Source organism: Pontibacter pamirensis (genome assembly GCF_010015475.1).
Lineage (GTDB): Bacteria > Bacteroidota > Bacteroidia > Cytophagales > Hymenobacteraceae > Pontibacter > Pontibacter pamirensis.
Map to the genome: position 1 here is coordinate 68,029 of NZ_SSNI01000003.1, position 18,099 is coordinate 86,127.

Here is an 18,099-nt window from a genome sequence, read left to right on the forward strand (position 1 = left end):
CTACTTTGTATGTAGGAGAAAAAGCACCTTTTTCAGCACACGCGCAAGCGTCTCCTCTACACCTGCATCGGCATTGACTTCCAACAGGTGCTCAGACGGTACTTCATTTGGTTCCTGGTAAATACGCCTGAGCAAATCAAAATCTTCAAGCCGTGCATCTGAAACCACCTGTTTGATGACGTTTCTTATGGCCAGCCTTTTCTTCATCACCCCTTCGGAGGTTTTCATCTCTAAGAAGTAATATGGAACGCTTTCTTTGGCTAATGCCTGCCCGAAAAATTCACGGTGTTTCGCCAGACCGAAAGTTGCATCTATCACTACACCTTGGCGGTTTTTTACCAGTGCAAGCGTTTCTTCCAGCAGTTTATGGTATACTTTATCAGTAACCGGCAATGCGTATAAACTCTGCCGTATTTTCGGGTCAGAACGTTGGTAGAGGGGCAATCCTGCTGCTTCTTTCCTTAGCACGTCACTGCTCACACATTTCCAGTTCAATACCTTTGCTAAGCTTTCAGCCAGGGTAGTTTTGCCACAACCACTTCTGCCGCACACAATCAGTACAGCAGGTTCTGAATTAAAAAGGGCGTACTGTAGCGCAAGACTTACGTAGCCCTTGGCCTCTTCCCTACTGGCCTCCCGCTCTACAACCGTCACCTCCTGTTCGCTTGCTTTTATACATTCCACCTTGGCTCGAACACAGGCCCGGTAACATTTATAAAAATTGGCCAATAACATCAAATCAGGATCATGCAGCAACTCGGCCATGCGGGTAGTGACGTACAATGACAAATCAGGCCGGCCATGATAATCAAAGTCCATCGCCAGAAAAGCAATATCGGAGGCGACATCTATATAGCGGAAACTGTCATTAAACTCAATGCAGTCGTAGATGCACACTTTACCTTTCCGGATGTGAATGTGCTCCAGGTGTAGATCGCCGTGGCAATCCTGGATCCTTTGCTCCTGCACACGCTTCGTAAACAATTCTTGATTATACTGAAAAAAACGATGGAAGTAGTTCCGGATAACTTCCAGAGAGGCCGGGTATACGACAATATCTGTATGCTGTTCCAATGTGGTGATATTCTCTTCTACTACCTCTCTTATTTTCCCCACGTTGCCGTACTTTGCTATAGAGGATTCTGAAGGGTACTTTTTATAAAAGTCTTTTAGAATTTCCAGGACTGTATCCAGCATGTGATGGGTAACTTTACCGGCCTGCAGTAACTGGTTTAGAAAATAGCCATCCGGCAGTTGCTTCATCTGAAGGGCATAATCAACTACCTCTCCTGCTGTCCCGAAAAACAGTTGCCCGTGCTTCATGGCAATCGGAAGCACGGCTAAGTAGATGCCGGCACAAAAACGGCTGTTTAATTCAAGTTCTCGTTCGCAGTTCCTCTTTCGCTCCTCCAGTTGGGTAAAATCCAGGAACCCTAAGTTCACCCGTTTTTTAACTTTATATACAAAAGGAGGCGCTATAGCCAGCACAGAAGCATGTGTTTGCCGAATCTCCACATGTTGAGGATGGTGCGGAAAAGACGAAGGATTGCGCAAAAACTCAAGAAGGTCTACCATTGATTCTTATGTTAAGCCATCATGCTGGCAAAAGTATGTACGTACCTTTCTCTCCTGCCAACGAAGTTGTAGGCTCAGTTCAAGCCGCTACAGAAAACAAAAGCGCAAGCAATAGCAAACTACGCTCCTTAAGGAGTAAGGCCAATAGCAGTGGATAGGAACAGTAGTACGTAAATCAGAATTTTTCACCTACATAACTTGAACAAAATCAATTATAATTAGTACAACTAAAATACAGCGCTGGCCTAAAAAATCGGAAATCCAACCTGTTATCTCCAAACGTAAGTTTGCTGCTTACGGGTATTATCAGTAGGAGCATTATACATCTTCAAGTTCACCCTGTACTACCACACGTCTTTCACCCCCTCCCCCTCTTCTACTGATTTTGGTTCACAGAAGGTCAGAATCTTCATCAACCAGTACTCATAGTAACTGTATACAGTTATGAACGAAACAACGAACGTTCAAAAACTGGATCTCAATTTAGTTCCAGGAGATAAATAGTTCAGCTGAAAAATGGATTCTAAACAGCCGTTACCAATGGTGCCGTTTAGCGATAATAAATATTCTGATTCACACCCAAAATGCACCTAAAAATGGAAAACCAATCTATACTCCCCGGCTTTCAGGACATGATGGAGTTCGGTCTTGTAGAAGCGCTTTTGGGCCGCCGTTCCCGCCGTTTTTTTCTAGGAGCAGAAATACCGGACGGTGTTTTTGCATATAAATCAAAACACGAACCTGTGCCCTTAAGTGAGTTAGAAAAGCTGCTGGTGGTGACGGCATGTGGCGGCAACACGGGGTGGCATAATATGATATACCGGGCACAGCGCTATGCCCCGCATATTTCTAACTATGCTGGGGCAGCTGGTGGCCGCACGTTTCCGTCAGCTGCCGGTTTCCATACCAGCATGACCTTTTTCACAGACGACGAAGGCGTGTACGTGCTGGACAACAGGGACGCACCTGCAGCTGCCGACAGGATGAAAGACGGATCGCTGAACCTGAACGAAGTGACAGACGCCTTAAAAGGAAATGTAAGGAAAATTCAGGAGGGTCGCCTGCGGCTGCCTTCAGAGGTGCCCTACGTGGAGGCGCATAATACCTGGGTGGCCAACAAGCCTGGCACCTTACTGGTCTTTCCTGTTGCGGATTTGGCGCAGCACATACTCCTCAGTCTCTGCTATATGCTGCAGAATGGTATGGTGCTGACCGACGACATCAACAAAAGAGCGATACCCGACATCGAGCAGTTCAGCGATATAGTGGACGTAAACAATAACTGGAACATTACTTTCCTGGAACAGCTTTCTTTGGCAGAGGTAACGGCAGAGCTCTCCACCAGTTGCTATGCAGGAGCTCTGATGCTGCAGGCCATGGGTTTAGGAGGCTGGATGTTTGATGGTATGGACCTGTTCAGTGTTTTAGGGACGAGTGGCGTGCCAGAAGTGCCTGGCCTGGGTTTCCGCTACGACACCGATGCCCGCTGGCCTTATCCTAACCCCACAGGGCTGGAGGGTGTGATGGAAGCCTTCTGCCCGCCCCATTTCCCTGATATGCGTGCGGCAGTGGATGCAGTCTGTGAGCGCAAGTTTGGCAAAGGCGGACCTTTTAACGAAGGCACGCCCGGCAACTGGAAAGAGTCCGCTAAAGTTCGGGCTGCAGCCCAGGTGCATGATGAGCGGTTCCGGGAGTGCGTGGCCCTTCAGGCGCAGTATATCTATGATACGTTTGGCAAGTTTCCCGGAACGGTGCCCTCTATTTTCCTGCTTACATACCTGCAGGCGCACCACCTGGACCTGGAGTTTTACGATACCTTCTACCAGCCCGGTGCCTATCTCAGGACACACGCGGAACACATGGCCCGCTGGCATCCCTAAACTACTATTTCCAGAATCTCTACTATTTCCCACGATGCGATCATCAATGCACCTCTATCTAATTAATGGAGCAGTAAATCGGTTTGGCAAAAATGAACAGTTTCTCGCTTCCGGAAAGCCAATTATCTGAAATTATTGTAGGTGTTGACCTGATCAGGCGAACCAGCCATTAAGATATCATTCCTCTTTTCCTCAACGAACCCATTGACACCAGTCAATAATTCGGTAGTCCGGTATAGCAATAGAGTAAGGTAATTTATGCTGTAACAGTAGCACAACACGCACCACCAATCGCATTTTTGTAAAAAAAGCTATTAAATACAGATAGTTTTCTATAATTTCCTTCCTAAATCATCTAAAACAAATAAATAAAACTAAGTAATGAAGAAAATCAAAGTTGGTGTCGTAGGCACGGGCTTTATAGGCCCCGCTCATATAGAAGCCCTTCGGCGGCTCCCAAACGTAGAAGTAGCCGCGCTTTGTGAGTTAACCGAGGATATGGCCAAAGAAAAGGCTGCCGGACTCGGTATTGAGCGCTCCTATACTTTCGAGAACCTGTTGAAACAGGACGATATTACAAGCATTCATATCTGCACCCCTAATTTCCTGCATTATTCTCAATCAAAGGAGGCTTTAAAGGCAGGCAAGCACGTGGTGTGCGAAAAACCGCTAGCCAAAAATTTAGAAGAGGCGGAAGAACTTGTACGTATAGCCGCCGAATCCGGTTTAGTAAACGCCGTACACTTTAACCTGAGATACTACCCGCTGGTGCGTCAGATGAAAACCATGCGTGAGAAAGGAGAACTGGGTGATATTTATTCTTTTATTGGTTCCTATCTGCAGGATTGGTTGTTCTATAACACGGATTATAACTGGCGCTTAGAACCCGACAAGTCCGGTGACTCCCGCGCAATAGCCGACATCGGTTCGCACCTGATGGACGTACTCGAATACATTACAGGCCTTAAAACCACTTCGGTGATGGCTGACTTTAACACCATCCACAAAACCCGCAAGAAGCCCCTGAAGCCTGTTGAAACTTACTCAGGCAAGTTGCTCACTCCTGAGGATTATGCTGATATGGATATCACCACCGAAGACCACGCCAACGTTTTACTTCGCTTCGATAATGGGAATAGCGGCGTTATTACCGTGTCGCAGGTATCGGCTGGCCGTAAAAACCAAATGAAGCTGGAGATTTCTGGTTCCAAACAAACGTTTGCTTGGAATTCGGAGTCGCCCAACGAGATGTGGGTGGGCAACCGCGACGGCGCAAACCAGGTACTCCTGCGCGACCCGTCGCTGGTGCACCCGGAAGTGCGCTCGCTTATCACCTTTCCTGGTGGCCACAATGAAGGATTCCCGGATACCTCGAAACAAATGTTCAAAGAAGTGTATGCTGCTATCGAGCAGGGCAGGCAGCCCGAAAACCCTACCTTCCCAACATTTGCAGACGGTTACCGCGAGCTCCTAATCTGTGAGCGGATTCTAGAATCGAATCGCAAGCGAGGTTGGGTAGCAGTTTAGTACAAGAATCTTAATTGCTGAAAATGATAAGAGGGTATCCATTCTGGGTACCCTCTTTAGTTAGCCGCTCATGCCTCTTCCGGAACTAGCTCTATTGGGCCTTGCAATGTTTTTTGCATGTTATACCGCTTCTCTTGGACTGTGTGTCATGGCTTCTCAAGTAATTTTTGAGCTAAGAGCTTCTGAGAATGAGGTTTTCTAAGCTGCCGTTGAGATGGCTTATCCAGCTGCAGCTAACCTATAGTTGCAATGTTTCTCTCTGAGCTCTCAAGGCCGAGAGGCCTCGTCTTCGGGCATCGCGCTGTGTATATTTCCTGCCTATCGGCTGCCACTAGCGTGGCACCGGAAATTTACAAGGCGCTCAACCCAAAGACTGGAAACACATTCACTCCGTGCTGAAGAATAGAAAATATGATAAATTTTCTAAAAGGAGCTTCTTCTCAATTGGTATTACAGCATTCCACAGTGTCAGCTTATTGAAAGGTACAGGAAAAAATCAAGCAGTTTTCTTCATCCGTTCATGTTCAACAGTTCAGTTAACTTCTTTGTCCAGCACCTTCAATGCTTCTACCAGGCCGTCCTGCCCTATTCCCCGGTAAACAATGTTGCCCTGTGGGTTAATCAATATGACGGAAGGGAAGGAAGTAACTCTGTAGCTTCGAACGACACCCTTTTTGCTTTCGTCAGACATGTCCTGAAAGATTTGCGGCCACGCCATTCCGTGTTTTTCTATCATCCCGCTGAGCTTAGCCCTGTCCTTTTCCTCGTCGTAGGCAATGCCCATGAACTGCACCTTCTTGCCCTTGTACCTTTCATATGCGGCTTTGGTCTCGGGTATCAGTTTGATGCACGGGCCGCACCATGAGCCCCAGAAATCAAGCAGCACATACTGTCCTCTGTAATCAGCAAGCGAAACTGCATTGCCTTTCATATCCTGAACAGTGAAGCCTGGCGCAGGTTTTCCTGCGCTCACAGACGCCTCAAGCTGAGCTTCTTCCTGAATAGCCTTAACAATGGAGTGTTTCTGCAGTTCCAAACTAAGCGTTACCAGCATCTGTCTTGACTTTTCTTTTCCTAATGACTGCAGGAAAAGCAGGCTTAAAAAAGAATCAGGATGTTCACTGATGTACTTCTCTGCCCGAAGACGCTCCGCGTCCACAATATCCTGCTGCTGCTTTTCAAATTCCTCCTTCTTGTCTGGGTTCAGGTTTGGGTCTCGCATACTGCTGGAAAGGGCAATGAGTTTTTGCCTTGCAGGTACAGTAAATTGCTTGTCATAGTTGTTGAACTCATCTGTTAAGCGTGAACCCGTCACAGATGACTCCCATATTGCCTTACTGTCTCCCTCTATTTGCACATTGTTGTCCAGGATAAACCGTACTCCTCCAGGCATACTATCAACAGTTACAGAATAAAGACTCAGCTCTTCTGGCTTGTGAGTGAAGGCAAAACTGTCCTTTGCTGCTACAGTAGAGTCCAGCAGCATGTCTTGGTTATGTGCGTCTCTCACAAAAAGATATACCTTCTTGTTGCCAATACCAGCTATCTTACCCTCGACAGTCAGGTCTTGCCCGAAACAACACAATGGAGCAAAAACTACCGCCGCTAATAACAGAAGTAGAAAAGTTTTTTGAGAAAGTGTCTTCATAGATTTGTTTGGTTACAGCAAAGCATCTGCTTTACATTTTGAGAGAAAACAACAGCAAATAAAAAAAGCAATACATCATATGTCGTTTAGCAATTAAAGCCTTATTTATACATGAGAAGAAAGCTATTGAATAATCCAGAGTTGTTTGGCTTGGGCATGTTCAAGAGCTTCAAGATACTTTCCTTGTTCAGGGAGGTGTCGCGGGGAACACGATGCAGTTTCAGAAAAGAGTACAGAGGAGAGTTATGTAGTTGTTTTCATATTTTTGATTTTGAATTAAACTTTTATATTAATAATTTATATTATAAATATACTAATTTAACCCATTACGTTGTTTAATAGTGTATGTATAAAATGCCATGGAAAATAATATAGGCTTATACATCCAGCGTAGAGAAGAACGGGAGCAGCCCAACACCGGATATATTAGCAAATGGTATACTTAAGGAATCCTGCCCTGTAGAGTATATAAATTAATTGAGGCAGATAACTCAACTTCGATGGGTATGGAGTTCCCACACCGAAGGCATGGCCAGCCTCCATCATAAAACATACATTATGAAAACATCAGTGAAATTAATAGCCATTTTATTTGTGTTGGCGGCCTGTTCAAGGCAGGAAAAGCCCGATGAAATATTCATTGGAGGCTTTGTAAAAGTAGTCCCGGATGGAAAGGTATACCTCACTCATGCGCACGACCCTAAAGAAATTTTGGATTCTACTGAAGTTGAAAACGGACACTTCAAATTTGTGTTAAAGTTTGACGCTTCCTTTGTGCCGTTTCTAGCAAGTATTCATTATCGTGATAGTACATTTACCGAAAACAACATGATAAGAAGAATAGCCTTTCTTAATACCTACCAATCAAATGCAGGGACATCTGCTTTTTTTCAGGGAATAGAAAACACCATGATAAAAGAAAACTTAGACATTCCTGAGGACCCACGAATCCCCACGTTTCATCATATTACTGGTGGAAAAGACCAGGTGCTGTACCAGAAATTCATGAACAAAGGCTTTGGCAGCCTTGATAATATTGATTCCGCAAAAAGGTTAGCCAGGCTAAATTATATCAAGAAGACCGTTGAGCAACACCCCGATTCATACTTCTTATTATCTCAAATTTACCAGAACAAAGAAGCCTATACGCAGGAAGAGCTTAACAGCCTTTTGTCCCTTTTCGATAAAGACGTTCGGGATTCAAGTACCGGGAAGAAGTTCTACAGCTATCTAACCAACAGGCCATCCCCGAACAAGCCCTATCCCAATCTGCTCCTCACAAACGCTATGAATGAAGAGCAGAGAATCCTGCGCCCAAACGCACGAATGAATTTGTTAGTATTCTGGGCCAGTTGGTGCGGACCTTGCCGTCAGGAAATACCCGCTTTAAAAAAAATAAATCATACTTTTAAAGACAAGGGCCTGAACATGGTCAGTATCTCTATAGACAGAGACAGTAGCAGTTGGCAAAAGGCTTTGGGCCAGGAAAAGATGGACTGGCAACAGTACATTGTCGGGAAAGAACAAATGGAGTCAGTTCAACAGCAGTTTAATTTTTCTGCTATTCCATTTGTCGTTTTAACAGACAATTCAGGCATAGAGGTTCTGAAAGTACTTGGCTACAATAAAAACAATATAAAAGAAATCAATGCGGCTATTCGTAAGAATTTAGCAGGTAAATAGAAGCTAAAACTCACCTTACTCGAGGTCTCTAGAATACCCTATGAGGTAGAGTCATTCATATATACATAAGATAAAACGTACACAGACGAACATGGACGAAATCAAAAAAGAAGACATCAAACAAGAAGTGTTTGACCTTTACGATGACTATGCGCACAACCGTGTCAACAGGCGCGAATTTGTGCAGAAGCTTTCCACTTATGCAGTGGGAGGACTAACAGTAGCGTCACTGATGAGCTTTCTCATGCCCGATTATAAGGGCTCCATTCAGGTTAAAGCAGACGACCCACGTTTAAAAACAGAATATATCCGTTATGAGTCTGAAAAAGGTGGAGGAACAATTAAAGCATTGTTGTCGATGCCTGCGGATACCCAAAAGAAGCTGGGAGGCATTGTCGTTGTTCATGAAAACCGGGGGTTGAACCCGTATATTGAAGATGTAGCAAGGCGGGCAGCGCTGGCAGGCTTTATATCAATTGCCCCTGATGCTTTAACGCCATTAGGTGGCTATCCGGGTACTGATGATGAAGGCCGTGCAATGCAAAGTAAACGGGACAGAAACGAAATGCTGGAAGATTTTATAGCTGCACATGACTATCTGCGTAACCACGAAAATTGTAATGGTAAAGTTGGTGTTGTAGGCTTCTGCTTTGGTGGGTGGGTTGCAAATATGATGGCAGTACGAGTTCCGGAGTTGGCGGCAGCTGTTCCGTTTTATGGAGGTCAGCCGGCAAGCGAAGATGTTCCTAAAATAGAGGCTCCCCTCCTCCTGCATTATGCAGAACTGGATACCCGTGTAAATGAGGGTTGGCCAGCGTGTGAAGCTGCTTTAAAAGAGCATGGCAAAGAATATACCGCTTACATGTATGCTAATACAAACCATGGCTTTCATAACGACACAACACCCCGCTATGACAAAGCAGCGGCAGCACTTGCCTGGCAGCGTACCATTGATTTTTTCAATGAGCAATTGATGTAACGTTAAAACAATTTTACTCTCCTGATAAAGAAAAGAATTAGACAGGCACTACAATGAGGTACCGCTCCGGAGTGAAAGCATTAAAGATGCGCAGAAAATAGAGCACTTAGAGTTAAGTGCAGGTGCACAACAACTAAGACATCAGTATATTTTCTTACCTGATGTTTACCCTCACACCCAGGAATCCCCTGATGTAGAGTAACAGGTTTCTTCTCCCTATCACCATGGCAGGCTGACACAAGAGAAGTAGGGGAACCAACTTTAATAGCAGGGTTAAAATCAGATTTTACTTCCTGCTTGACTAAATTTCACTGTACCAGGTTGTGCCTGTCGGGCGCAACCTGGTACAGTGAAATTTAGTCAAGCTGTCCTCTGAGTTCTCCGGCGGGATAAGTTGTGCTGTGGATGTTTAAATACCACAAGCCATTTAACAGCTGATCTTCCTCAACCTGTGTCAGAGCGCGGGTCTGGCCGGAAACACTGCCGGTATAGCTGTCGCTGGTGAGTTGAATGGGTATCACGACGGAAGCGCTTTCAGTGAGTGAGGCGGGGCCGTGGAAATGCATACCGGTTGTTTTATCGTCGGCATTGCCCAGTTCCCAGGTAATGTTGTAGGTAATCATTCGAGTATCCAGGTTGTAGACTGCATCCAGTTCACCTTCGCCATCTGTTATAACAGGGTTAGGCTGCACTTCAGCTTCTCCGGTTAAGGCAATGTCATTGAACCCGACTTCGTTGCTGGGTACGGAGTCATCATCGTCATCGCAGCTGCTGACAAAAAGCGTCAGGCTAAACAGTACAACTGCCATCATCCAAAAATTCTTTAAGAGTTTCATAGCGTTAAAATTTTAAGTGAAATATTTATTTAATTGAAACTATTGGTAATCTACTAACACTGCAAGCGCTGTGTTTTAATTGGGTGAAAGTTTGGCCAAAGCACTTCATTCCTTAAGCCTGATAGTGTAGCCTGCCGTAAAGAAGACACCCGCACTGGACAGCTTTACATGCCCGGCACCTACACCTTTCAGTGGGACCTTTACAAAAGGCTCGACTCCAACTGAAATAACAGGGGAGATTTTCCGGGTATAACTCACGGACAGGTTCTGCACGCCGAACAAATGCCTGTACTCGTTTGAATAGGCAACAGACCGGCTGTAGGTGGCATAGTTGTAGGTGTAGTCTTCCTCCAGCATAATATAGCTGGATACACCTGCCTGTAGGGCAACACTGTTTTTATTCCATTCAAGCACCTGATAGCGTATGTTCAGCGGTATGTCCAGTACTTTGCAGGTAGCATCTATAGAAGCAGGAAGATAGGAGCTGTTCCAATAGCCTGAAGAAGGAGTATAGTCTTCCGGCTTAGCCCCGTATACTTTATTCGCCCAGATAACACCTGTCACCAAACTCAACTTGCGGGTCACCGGGACACTGAGCAGCAAGCCAGCATTCGCACTGACAGCATCCGGGGCCTTGAACTTAACAGTTGTCAAATCCGGCGCGACAAGTACAGCAATTTGCAGGTTGCTTAAAAAGACCTTCTTGTCTTCAGGCACTTTCCTCTGGCTGCTTTTGTCTGCTCCCGCATGCGATGCTGGCTGCAGCTGAACGGAATTCTTCACGGCTACAGTAGCAGGCAATGGTGACGGTTCCACTTTTCTGGTGTTTAATAAATGTGTCACAGCCCCTGTATCCAGCATATTCATACCTGGAGCAGATAGCTGCACCTGCTGTTCTTCAGCTCTGTTTTCCTGTGCTAGTAGCTGTGTTTCTTTTGCTGTGCTATGCGTAGGAAGGAATGGCCTTGAAGGTGTTAAGTTCTTCATGTTGCTGCTGTTCCCCTCCTTTTTATCCCTAAGCAAATCCTCTCCAAAACGTTCTGCAGCTGTGCCTGCGTTTTCAGCAATGAATTCTTCCACACGAAGCTTCTGATCCTCCGCTAAACCCTGTTGTTTTTCTTCTGCTGCACCGAGGAGAGGCTGCTGCGTGTCAATTTTGTTAATATTCTCTGAAACAGCTGCTGTTCTACTTTCAGGTGACAGGACGGGTGCCTGAGCAAGTTTAGAGTCAGCTACCATAATGCAGGTATAAATTATTAGCATCAGCGGGAAGAAGAGTTTAAACCACCAGGCATACCCATCTCCCACCCTGTCCAGCTTCTCTTCCATCGCCTGCCAGGCTTCCGGATCGTAAGGCGGATCAAAGCTTTCAAAACTCTTCCTGAACAGGTTGTCGAGTTCTTCGTCAGATATGTTGTTGATGCTCATCTATCCTGCTTACTTTTAACGCTGCTCTTAAATTAGCTCTTGCCTTTGCCAGGTTCGATTTCGACGTTCCAACTGCTATACCTAGCAAGTCTGCTATTTCTTCATGCGTATAGCCGTCTATTGCATACAAACTAAAAACAGCCCTGTATGCCGGGGAAAGGGCCTGCACCAGGCCTACCAGGTACTCATAGTTTATTTTCTGCATCACATCATACGTATCAGCCTCTGGCTCGGCAGCTTCAATGTCCACCAGGTGATAGTGCTTCAGGTTGTGCCGGTAGTTATCTAAAGCAGTGTTTATCATAATGCGCCTGATCCATCCTTTGAAAGGCTTTTTCGGATCAAACTGGTGAAGCTTCGTGAAAACTTTAAGAAAGCCATCGTTCAATATGTCTTTGGCTTCTTCGGCATCTTTCGAATAACGCAAACTGACACTCATAGCATAGCCATAGAAATGCCTGTACAGCTTTCTTTGTGCTTCGCGGTCTCCCTTCAAACAACCCCGAAGCAGAATTTCCACTTCTTTGCTTACAGTTTCGCTCACTCTTTTATGCATGGCGCCCCCATCACGGAATAAATGCTGAAACGGTTGCCTCGACTTCAAAAAATTCAAATTTATTATAGATAAATACGAGAAAAAGAGCGTTAAGCGCTATACTAAGATGCTGATTTGCATAATATTGCTGCATAAACAACCAGCAGGCTCAATGGCTGCCCTTTCAACTCTACAGAAGGAGGGCGGCTGTTTTTCAGCAGGGAATTATTTGAATGAGAGGCAACCATTCCGCTATACTTTCCGTGATGGGGGCGCAACTGAATTCCTAATAAGGCTACAGGCTGATGCGGTAGAACTGTCTCTCTTTAATTGCCCATATTGGTACTGCTGATGTTCTGCCCCGCTATTATTAGCTGAGACGACAGGTGCGGGATAATCTTTTTATAAGTACCGCACCCGCTCCCCCTTTTCTTCACCCTCCTTTCCCCAGACAGAGGGGCTATTTTTTTCACCATTTAACAAACAAAACAATGGAAAAGATGACCACACAATTCCAAAATTATTTACCCGGCAAACCGCAGCCGGGCGTAAGAAGTGAAACAAAAGGCAGGGCGCCTGTGCCTGCTCTCCTGGTAATGCTACTGCTCTGTGCCAGCTTTTTGCTACAAAGCTGTGACCGGGATGACAAATTTTTCTTTCCGAAAGCGGTGGATCTGCAGCTTATAGCAGATAACATGGTTTCCCCAGTCGGGTTGGTAGCAGTTCCTGATGAAACTGAGAGACTGTTTGTTATTGATCAGATAGGAATAATCTGGGTCATAGACGAATCAGGCACTAGGCTTTCGGAGCCTTTTCTAGATGTAAGCGACCGGATGGTAACCTTAGGTGAAAACTATGATGAACGGGGTCTTCTGGGACTGGCTTTTCACCCGCACTACAAAATGAATGGCCGGTTCTATGTTTATTACACAGCACCACCCCGTCCCGGCGGACCAGTACCCGATGCAACCTGGAACAATTTAAGCCGCATATCAGAGTTCATTGTCTCTTCTTCAAATCCAGATAAGGCAGACGCAGGAACTGAAAGAATCATCTTAGAGGTCGATCAGCCGCAGGGAAACCATGAAGGTGGCACCATAGCCTTTGGGCCGGATAATTACCTGTACATATCCATTGGTGATGGCGGGGCTGCCCATGACGTGGGCCCGGGTCACGTACCAGACTGGTACCCGGAAAATGAAGGAGGTAACGGACAGGACATTGAAGCCAACCTGCTAGGCAATATTCTGCGCATTGATGTAAACAGCGGAAGCCCTTATGGTATACCCGCGGATAATCCATTTGTAGGAAAGCCTGGCCTGGATGAGATCTATGCCTATGGCTTCCGTAACCCTTTCCGTTTTTCCTTTGACATGCGGGGATCACGGCGGCTATTCGCCGGAGATGCAGGGCAGAGTTTATGGGAAGAAGTAAGCGTGGTTGAAAAAGGAGGCAACTATGGTTGGAATGTAAAAGAAGGAACCCATTGTTTTGATGCCGCAAACCCTTTAGAAGTGTTGGCTTCCTGCCCTGATGTGGATGTGTATGGCAACCGGCTTATTGACCCGGTAATTGAAATGAAAAATTTCAATAACCCGTCAGGTGGCAGAACCCTCACCATCATTGGTGGCAACGTGTACCGTGGCAACGACATTCCTGGTTTCTATGGCAAGTACATTTTTGGCTCTTTTGCTCAGAGTTTTGGCACCCCGAATGGCGAAATATTTATTTCAAATCCCGCCGGCCGTGGGCTGTGGTCCTTTGAGGAGATAGAACTGGTCAGCAGCCCTGATGATATTGGCCACTACCTGAAAGGATTCGGGCAGGACCTGGAAGGAGAAATCTATGTGACAGCCTCCTCTATGCTGGGCCCAAGCGGAAACACTGGAAAGGTGTTTAAACTGGTGTTAGCAGAAAAATCCTCTGACTGATTACCAAAAAAGCCGCAGATAGTGACAACCCTGTTAGGTGTAGGGCTGTTGACTTAACAAATTTATCGTCATCTCGAACATTCTTGAGGCGAGAGCTGAAACTAAAACAAGAAACAAGTAGCAGGGGCTTTTAATAGTTCTTGCTACTTGTTTCTTGTCAATAAAGGCCTATGCTGGTCTATTTTTTTATAAATCTGTCAGCCCATGGTATAAAGTACTTGATGTTGGGGGCATCGGTATGGCCGCCATCGTGTTGCCGCCATGCCAGCTCCCCGTCCAGCAAACTGACATTTACACCGGGCATTTTAGCCGTTTTGTAATCATGGCCTACACCGAGGTCTTTGGCTCCTAACAGTTGATAAACCGGGCCGGCCGCTACGGTGGCCATGTAACTGCCCTGCTGGTCCAGCCATTTCGCATCGCCTTTTTCGGGAATGCCGTAGCTTATCAAAACAGGACGCGGGGCGCATAAGGCAATGAGTTGATGCGCATCTACCGGAATATCATTTGCGTTTTTGCTGCCGAAAGTAGCCTCCGAGGCACCGTATTTCAGGAAGTTGCCTGCCATCCAATGGTACTCTCCGCTACTGGTCAGGCTTTCCACGGCTTCCCCGAAATTGCGCCGGTGCAACTTGGCACCGCCCTCTCCGGAAGAGCCAATTAGGGCCGTGAAAAACCGCTGGTCAAAGGCCATGGCCACCAGTGCCGCTTTGCCAAACCGCGATACCCCTTCTATGCCCACATGTTTGGCATCTACCGCCGGATCTGTTTCCAGGTAATCCAGTCCGCGTGAAGCGCCCCAGGCCCATGCCCTTAATGCGCCCCAGTCGTCGGGCTTGCGGGGTTGCCCTTTGTTCACCAGGCCTATGATACCTTTGGTGAGGCCCGCACCATTGTCAGCCTGTATGCTGCCTGGCTCAATTAAAGCATAGCCCCAGCCTGCCGCCAGCAGTTGCTGCGGAGTAGGCGGGTCGCCAGCCGGTGGAGGGCCAAAAGTGGGAGCCTGGGATGCAATGGGGTTATAAGCCGGGTACTGCTCAAACACCTCCCGGAGCGAAGGGTCAGCCTTTACCAGCAGCTCCTTCAGGGCAGCGTTTATCTTTTCGAGGCTTTCCTTAGGCGGCTGCGCCGGGGCCGGCAAAGCGCTGCGCCCAAACATCATTAACACCGGCACCGACCCCTTCGCGTTGGCTGGTGTCACGACTGTCATGTTTATCTTTACGTCCAGCAAGGGATAGGCTGAGTTGTCTACCTGCCCCACCAGTTGTTTTGCATTCACCGGTATCCAGCCCACATATTCCCTTTCTGAAATAAGGGTTTCCCAGGTGACTTGCGGCACATTCTCCGGCACCCGTCCGAATACCTCCCGCTCGAACTCCTCCACAATCTCGGGCCGTCGCTTCTTCCACCACATCTCCGGGCTTGTTACCTTTTTTCCGTTTTTCAGGGTCAGCAGTTCCGGCAGGTTGGGATAAGGATTGGCCAGCGCTTCATCGTAGTTGGCGTGATTGGGTGCCGACTCGTCGCCACTGGGTCCGGGTCGCAGCGCTTTAATGCCCAGCTGCTGCATCATGTGCTGATGATCCTGTTGAGCGGTAAAATCGACGACTGCCGGATAGGTGGTGCCGGAGCTGGCAGAAGCCTGCTGGGCCGAGGCCGGAGCCGAGGCCATTGCCAAAGCAAACAGTACATAAATTGCCTTTTTCATGGGGGGGTGATGAAAGCGTTTCAAATCTATTTATCGGTACGGAAAGGAGAAGCCGGCAAACCTTCTTTGTTGTATAAGTTGGCGCCATCGGGGTTATCGGCCCAGGCGTAGCGCACATATTTTGGCTCCGGCACTTCATCGCTCCACACCACTACCTTATCTCCTTCTATTCTGGCCTGCGCCCATACAAATTCCTTGTCGGCTCCGGCTATGGCAAACCAGCTCAGTTCTTCCTCATCGTTAGAGACTAAACCAGTACCCACATTCGTAAAGTTCAGGATGATTTTATTTCCATCAATTTCAGCAGATTGAAAAAGCGGGCCAGAGGAAACTACTTTTTTATCGTTGTAAATCAATTTCTGCGCAGCCAGCGCTAACCGCTCTCCTACGTCTTTTTTATTGTCCGGATGGATATCATTCCACTCCCCTAGGTCAATGGTCACGGCCATGGCGGTGTTTGGCACCGACAAGGTCTGGAGGGCAGCCTCGCGCATCAGCGCCCAGTTGCTTTCCGAAGGCAGGTAATTCACTTCCATAAAGTTCGGAAGCTGCACATAAAGAAAAGGTAAATTGCCTTGCTCAAACTTGTTTCGCCAATCGCTGATTAAGGCGGGCAACAGCTTTTTATATTCCTCAGGGTTGCCGGAGTTACTTTCTCCCTGGTACCACAGTATGCCTTTCAGGGTATAGTCTGTAGCCGGTGCCACCATGGCGTTGTATAAAGCGGTAGGCTGGTTTTGCGCGCTGAATCCACCACCATTCCCTCTAATTGGACGGTATACCTCCCCTACTTTATACTGCCAGGTTCCCTTCAGGTCAAGGGTTTGGTTGTTGGCTTCTATGTAATAAGGCTTGTCGGGAACAAACCCGCCTTTGCCGCCAAAGTTCTGCACCCTTATCACAAACGTATTTTTCCCTGGTTTGAGAACTCCAGCCGGCAGGCTGTACCGCCGCTGCGGATACTGATAGGTGGTATTGCCTACCTGTTCTCCGTTGATGTATAAAGCATCAGCGTCTACAATTCTACCCAAAAAAACTTTTGCCGGCACACCGGTCATGGCCGCAGGCACATCCAGTTCGCGGCGATACCAGACAGAACCGTTCAGGTCTTTGATTCCTTGGTCCTCCCAATAACCGGGAATGTTGATGTTTCGCCAGCCTTTGGGTTCGTAAGCGGTTTCGTACCATTTCACCGCCTCCGTCAGCCCCTTATCCTGCTCTGTTTTTTGTTTGTTAGCATCGGCAGCTGCCTGCGCGCGGCGCCTGAAAGAATTCACGTAGCTGGTGTCTCTGTTCCTGTCTATCGCAGCCAGTGCCGTATCAAAGTCCTTCAGCCCTTCTTCGCTCATCCAGGCCTCAATAGGAGTGCCGCCCACACTTGCATTGATTAGGCCAATCGGAACCTGATATTTATTGTACAATTTCCGGGCGAAGAAGTAAGCGACAGCCGAGAAATTGTTAACATCCTCCGGGTTAGCTGATTTCCACGATCCCGGAGGCAAATTCTGGGCTGGGCCTTCCAGGTTGGTGGTGGTAGGAATCCAGAAATGCCTTATCTGCGGGTAGTTGGCAGTGGCAATATCATCAGCGTAGGTGATGTTATGCAGCGACATCTGATGCACCATGTTCGACTGCCCCGAAACCAGGTATACATCCCCTGCCACTATATCTTTAATGGTGATTTGGTTGCTGGCGGTGATGTCCATGGTATAGGGGCCGGCAGCTTTTATAGGATCAAGGGTTAAAGCCCAATCTCCGCTGGCATCGGCAGTGGTTCTGTAGGTTTTGCGGTTGAACTTTACCTTTACCTTTTCGCCCGGACTTGCCCAGCCCCATACTTTTGTTTTAGCATTTCTTTGCAGGACCATACCATCACTGATGAGCTCCGGCAGCTTCACCTGGCCCAAAGCTTTGAATGCTGTAAGTTGAAAAAGACACAGGGCCAGGAGCCCAACGATTTTTAATTTATTAATCTTTTCTAGTTTGTGATACATAAAATTGAATATGATAAAAGATATACATGAGCAAGCCAGGCAATTATCAAATTTACAAATAATGCCGCTATTGCCCCTTTTTGTTACTTATTTAATAATCCAAAGTAAGTAAACACATATCGTATATTTTATAAAAAGAATAGTAAAAACAAAATTGTAATGAAAAATCAGCAGTAGCTGAGTTAAAACAGGAAGCATCAGGTTTCATGCTCTTTTCTCCCATAAACAGAGAGAATGACAGGAACACACAAAGCAGCGTTTAAAATCCCATCGAGTTTCCTGTTCTTTAGAACATTATAATATTTCTATATCTCCTCCCCTGTACTTGATGGTAAATTCACCACCTTACACCTACGTTTAAACATCGAGTAGATT

At 46.8% G+C, this 18,099-nt stretch carries 12 protein-coding genes; 5 read left to right on the forward strand and 7 right to left on the reverse strand.

Features of this window, described 5'->3' with window-relative positions; all coding sequences use genetic code 11:
* On the reverse strand, positions 1 to 1,575 hold the full coding sequence (locus E1919_RS04495; RefSeq protein ID WP_162052153.1) for a bifunctional aminoglycoside phosphotransferase/ATP-binding protein: 1,575 nt from the start codon (positions 1,573 to 1,575) through the stop codon (positions 1 to 3).
* Between the two features lie 596 nt (positions 1,576 to 2,171).
* On the opposite strand from E1919_RS04495, the gene E1919_RS04500 reads away from it, so the two are divergent.
* Positions 2,172 to 3,455, forward strand: coding sequence for a hypothetical protein (locus tag E1919_RS04500; protein ID WP_162052154.1), 1,284 nt, complete (start codon positions 2,172 to 2,174; stop codon positions 3,453 to 3,455).
* Positions 3,456 to 3,836: 381 nt separating this feature from the next.
* The gene (locus E1919_RS04505) at positions 3,837 to 4,982 is read left to right on the forward strand and encodes a Gfo/Idh/MocA family protein (protein WP_162052155.1); all 1,146 of its coding nucleotides are present in this window, start codon (positions 3,837 to 3,839) and stop codon (positions 4,980 to 4,982) included.
* A gap of 532 nt (positions 4,983 to 5,514) precedes the next feature.
* On the opposite strand, the gene E1919_RS04510 is transcribed toward E1919_RS04505, so the two are convergent.
* Positions 5,515 to 6,630 carry a TlpA disulfide reductase family protein gene (locus E1919_RS04510; RefSeq protein WP_162052156.1) on the reverse strand — a complete coding sequence of 372 codons (1,116 nt, stop codon included), beginning with the start codon at positions 6,628 to 6,630 and terminating at the stop codon, positions 5,515 to 5,517.
* A 558-nt stretch (positions 6,631 to 7,188) separates the two neighbouring features.
* On the opposite strand from E1919_RS04510, the gene E1919_RS04515 reads away from it, so the two are divergent.
* On the forward strand, positions 7,189 to 8,313 hold the full coding sequence (locus E1919_RS04515) for an AhpC/TSA family protein (RefSeq protein ID WP_162052157.1): 1,125 nt from the start codon (positions 7,189 to 7,191) through the stop codon (positions 8,311 to 8,313).
* A 91-nt stretch (positions 8,314 to 8,404) separates the two neighbouring features.
* Positions 8,405 to 9,292: a dienelactone hydrolase family protein gene (locus tag E1919_RS04520; RefSeq protein WP_162052158.1), complete on the forward strand. Its 888-nt coding sequence runs from the start codon at positions 8,405 to 8,407 to the stop codon at positions 9,290 to 9,292.
* A gap of 356 nt (positions 9,293 to 9,648) precedes the next feature.
* On the opposite strand, the gene E1919_RS04525 is transcribed toward E1919_RS04520, so the two are convergent.
* From E1919_RS04525 to E1919_RS04535, 3 genes are all read right to left on the reverse strand, one after another.
* Complete coding sequence (locus tag E1919_RS04525; RefSeq protein WP_162052159.1) at positions 9,649 to 10,104, reverse strand: CHRD domain-containing protein; 456 nt, start codon at positions 10,102 to 10,104, stop codon at positions 9,649 to 9,651.
* A 129-nt stretch (positions 10,105 to 10,233) separates the two neighbouring features.
* On the reverse strand, positions 10,234 to 11,556 hold the full coding sequence (locus E1919_RS04530; protein WP_162052160.1) for a porin family protein: 1,323 nt from the start codon (positions 11,554 to 11,556) through the stop codon (positions 10,234 to 10,236).
* Positions 11,534 to 12,100 (reverse strand): RNA polymerase sigma factor, encoded by a 567-nt coding sequence (locus E1919_RS04535; RefSeq protein WP_237143993.1) that lies wholly within the window; start codon positions 12,098 to 12,100, stop codon positions 11,534 to 11,536. The genes E1919_RS04530 and E1919_RS04535 overlap by 23 nt, the downstream gene beginning before the upstream one ends.
* 491 nt (positions 12,101 to 12,591) lie before the next feature.
* Here E1919_RS04535 and E1919_RS04540 point away from each other — a divergent pair, with 491 nt between their 5' ends.
* Positions 12,592 to 14,022 (forward strand): PQQ-dependent sugar dehydrogenase, encoded by a 1,431-nt coding sequence (locus tag E1919_RS04540; protein WP_202915843.1) that lies wholly within the window; start codon positions 12,592 to 12,594, stop codon positions 14,020 to 14,022.
* A 178-nt stretch (positions 14,023 to 14,200) separates the two neighbouring features.
* On the opposite strand, the gene E1919_RS04545 is transcribed toward E1919_RS04540, so the two are convergent.
* Positions 14,201 to 15,730 (reverse strand): alpha/beta hydrolase family protein, encoded by a 1,530-nt coding sequence (locus E1919_RS04545; RefSeq protein ID WP_162052161.1) that lies wholly within the window; start codon positions 15,728 to 15,730, stop codon positions 14,201 to 14,203.
* Positions 15,731 to 15,756: 26 nt separating this feature from the next.
* The gene (locus tag E1919_RS04550) at positions 15,757 to 17,724 is read right to left on the reverse strand and encodes a sialate O-acetylesterase (protein WP_162052162.1); all 1,968 of its coding nucleotides are present in this window, start codon (positions 17,722 to 17,724) and stop codon (positions 15,757 to 15,759) included.
* Positions 17,725 to 18,099: the final 375 nt, after the last annotated feature.

Coding starts and splice junctions, on each gene's coding strand:
- E1919_RS04550 (WP_162052162.1), bottom strand. CDS start 17,724: ATGTATCACAAACTAGAAAAGATTAATAAATTAAAAATCGTTGGGCTC.
- E1919_RS04540 (WP_202915843.1), top strand. CDS start 12,592: ATGACCACACAATTCCAAAATTATTTACCCGGCAAACCGCAGCCGGGC.
- E1919_RS04515 (WP_162052157.1), top strand. CDS start 7,189: ATGAAAACATCAGTGAAATTAATAGCCATTTTATTTGTGTTGGCGGCC.
- E1919_RS04510 (WP_162052156.1), bottom strand. CDS start 6,630: ATGAAGACACTTTCTCAAAAAACTTTTCTACTTCTGTTATTAGCGGCG.
- E1919_RS04545 (WP_162052161.1), bottom strand. CDS start 15,730: ATGAAAAAGGCAATTTATGTACTGTTTGCTTTGGCAATGGCCTCGGCT.
- E1919_RS04500 (WP_162052154.1), top strand. CDS start 2,172: ATGGAAAACCAATCTATACTCCCCGGCTTTCAGGACATGATGGAGTTC.
- E1919_RS04495 (WP_162052153.1), bottom strand. CDS start 1,575: ATGGTAGACCTTCTTGAGTTTTTGCGCAATCCTTCGTCTTTTCCGCAC.
- E1919_RS04505 (WP_162052155.1), top strand. CDS start 3,837: ATGAAGAAAATCAAAGTTGGTGTCGTAGGCACGGGCTTTATAGGCCCC.
- E1919_RS04530 (WP_162052160.1), bottom strand. CDS start 11,556: ATGAGCATCAACAACATATCTGACGAAGAACTCGACAACCTGTTCAGG.
- E1919_RS04520 (WP_162052158.1), top strand. CDS start 8,405: ATGGACGAAATCAAAAAAGAAGACATCAAACAAGAAGTGTTTGACCTT.
- E1919_RS04525 (WP_162052159.1), bottom strand. CDS start 10,104: ATGATGGCAGTTGTACTGTTTAGCCTGACGCTTTTTGTCAGCAGCTGC.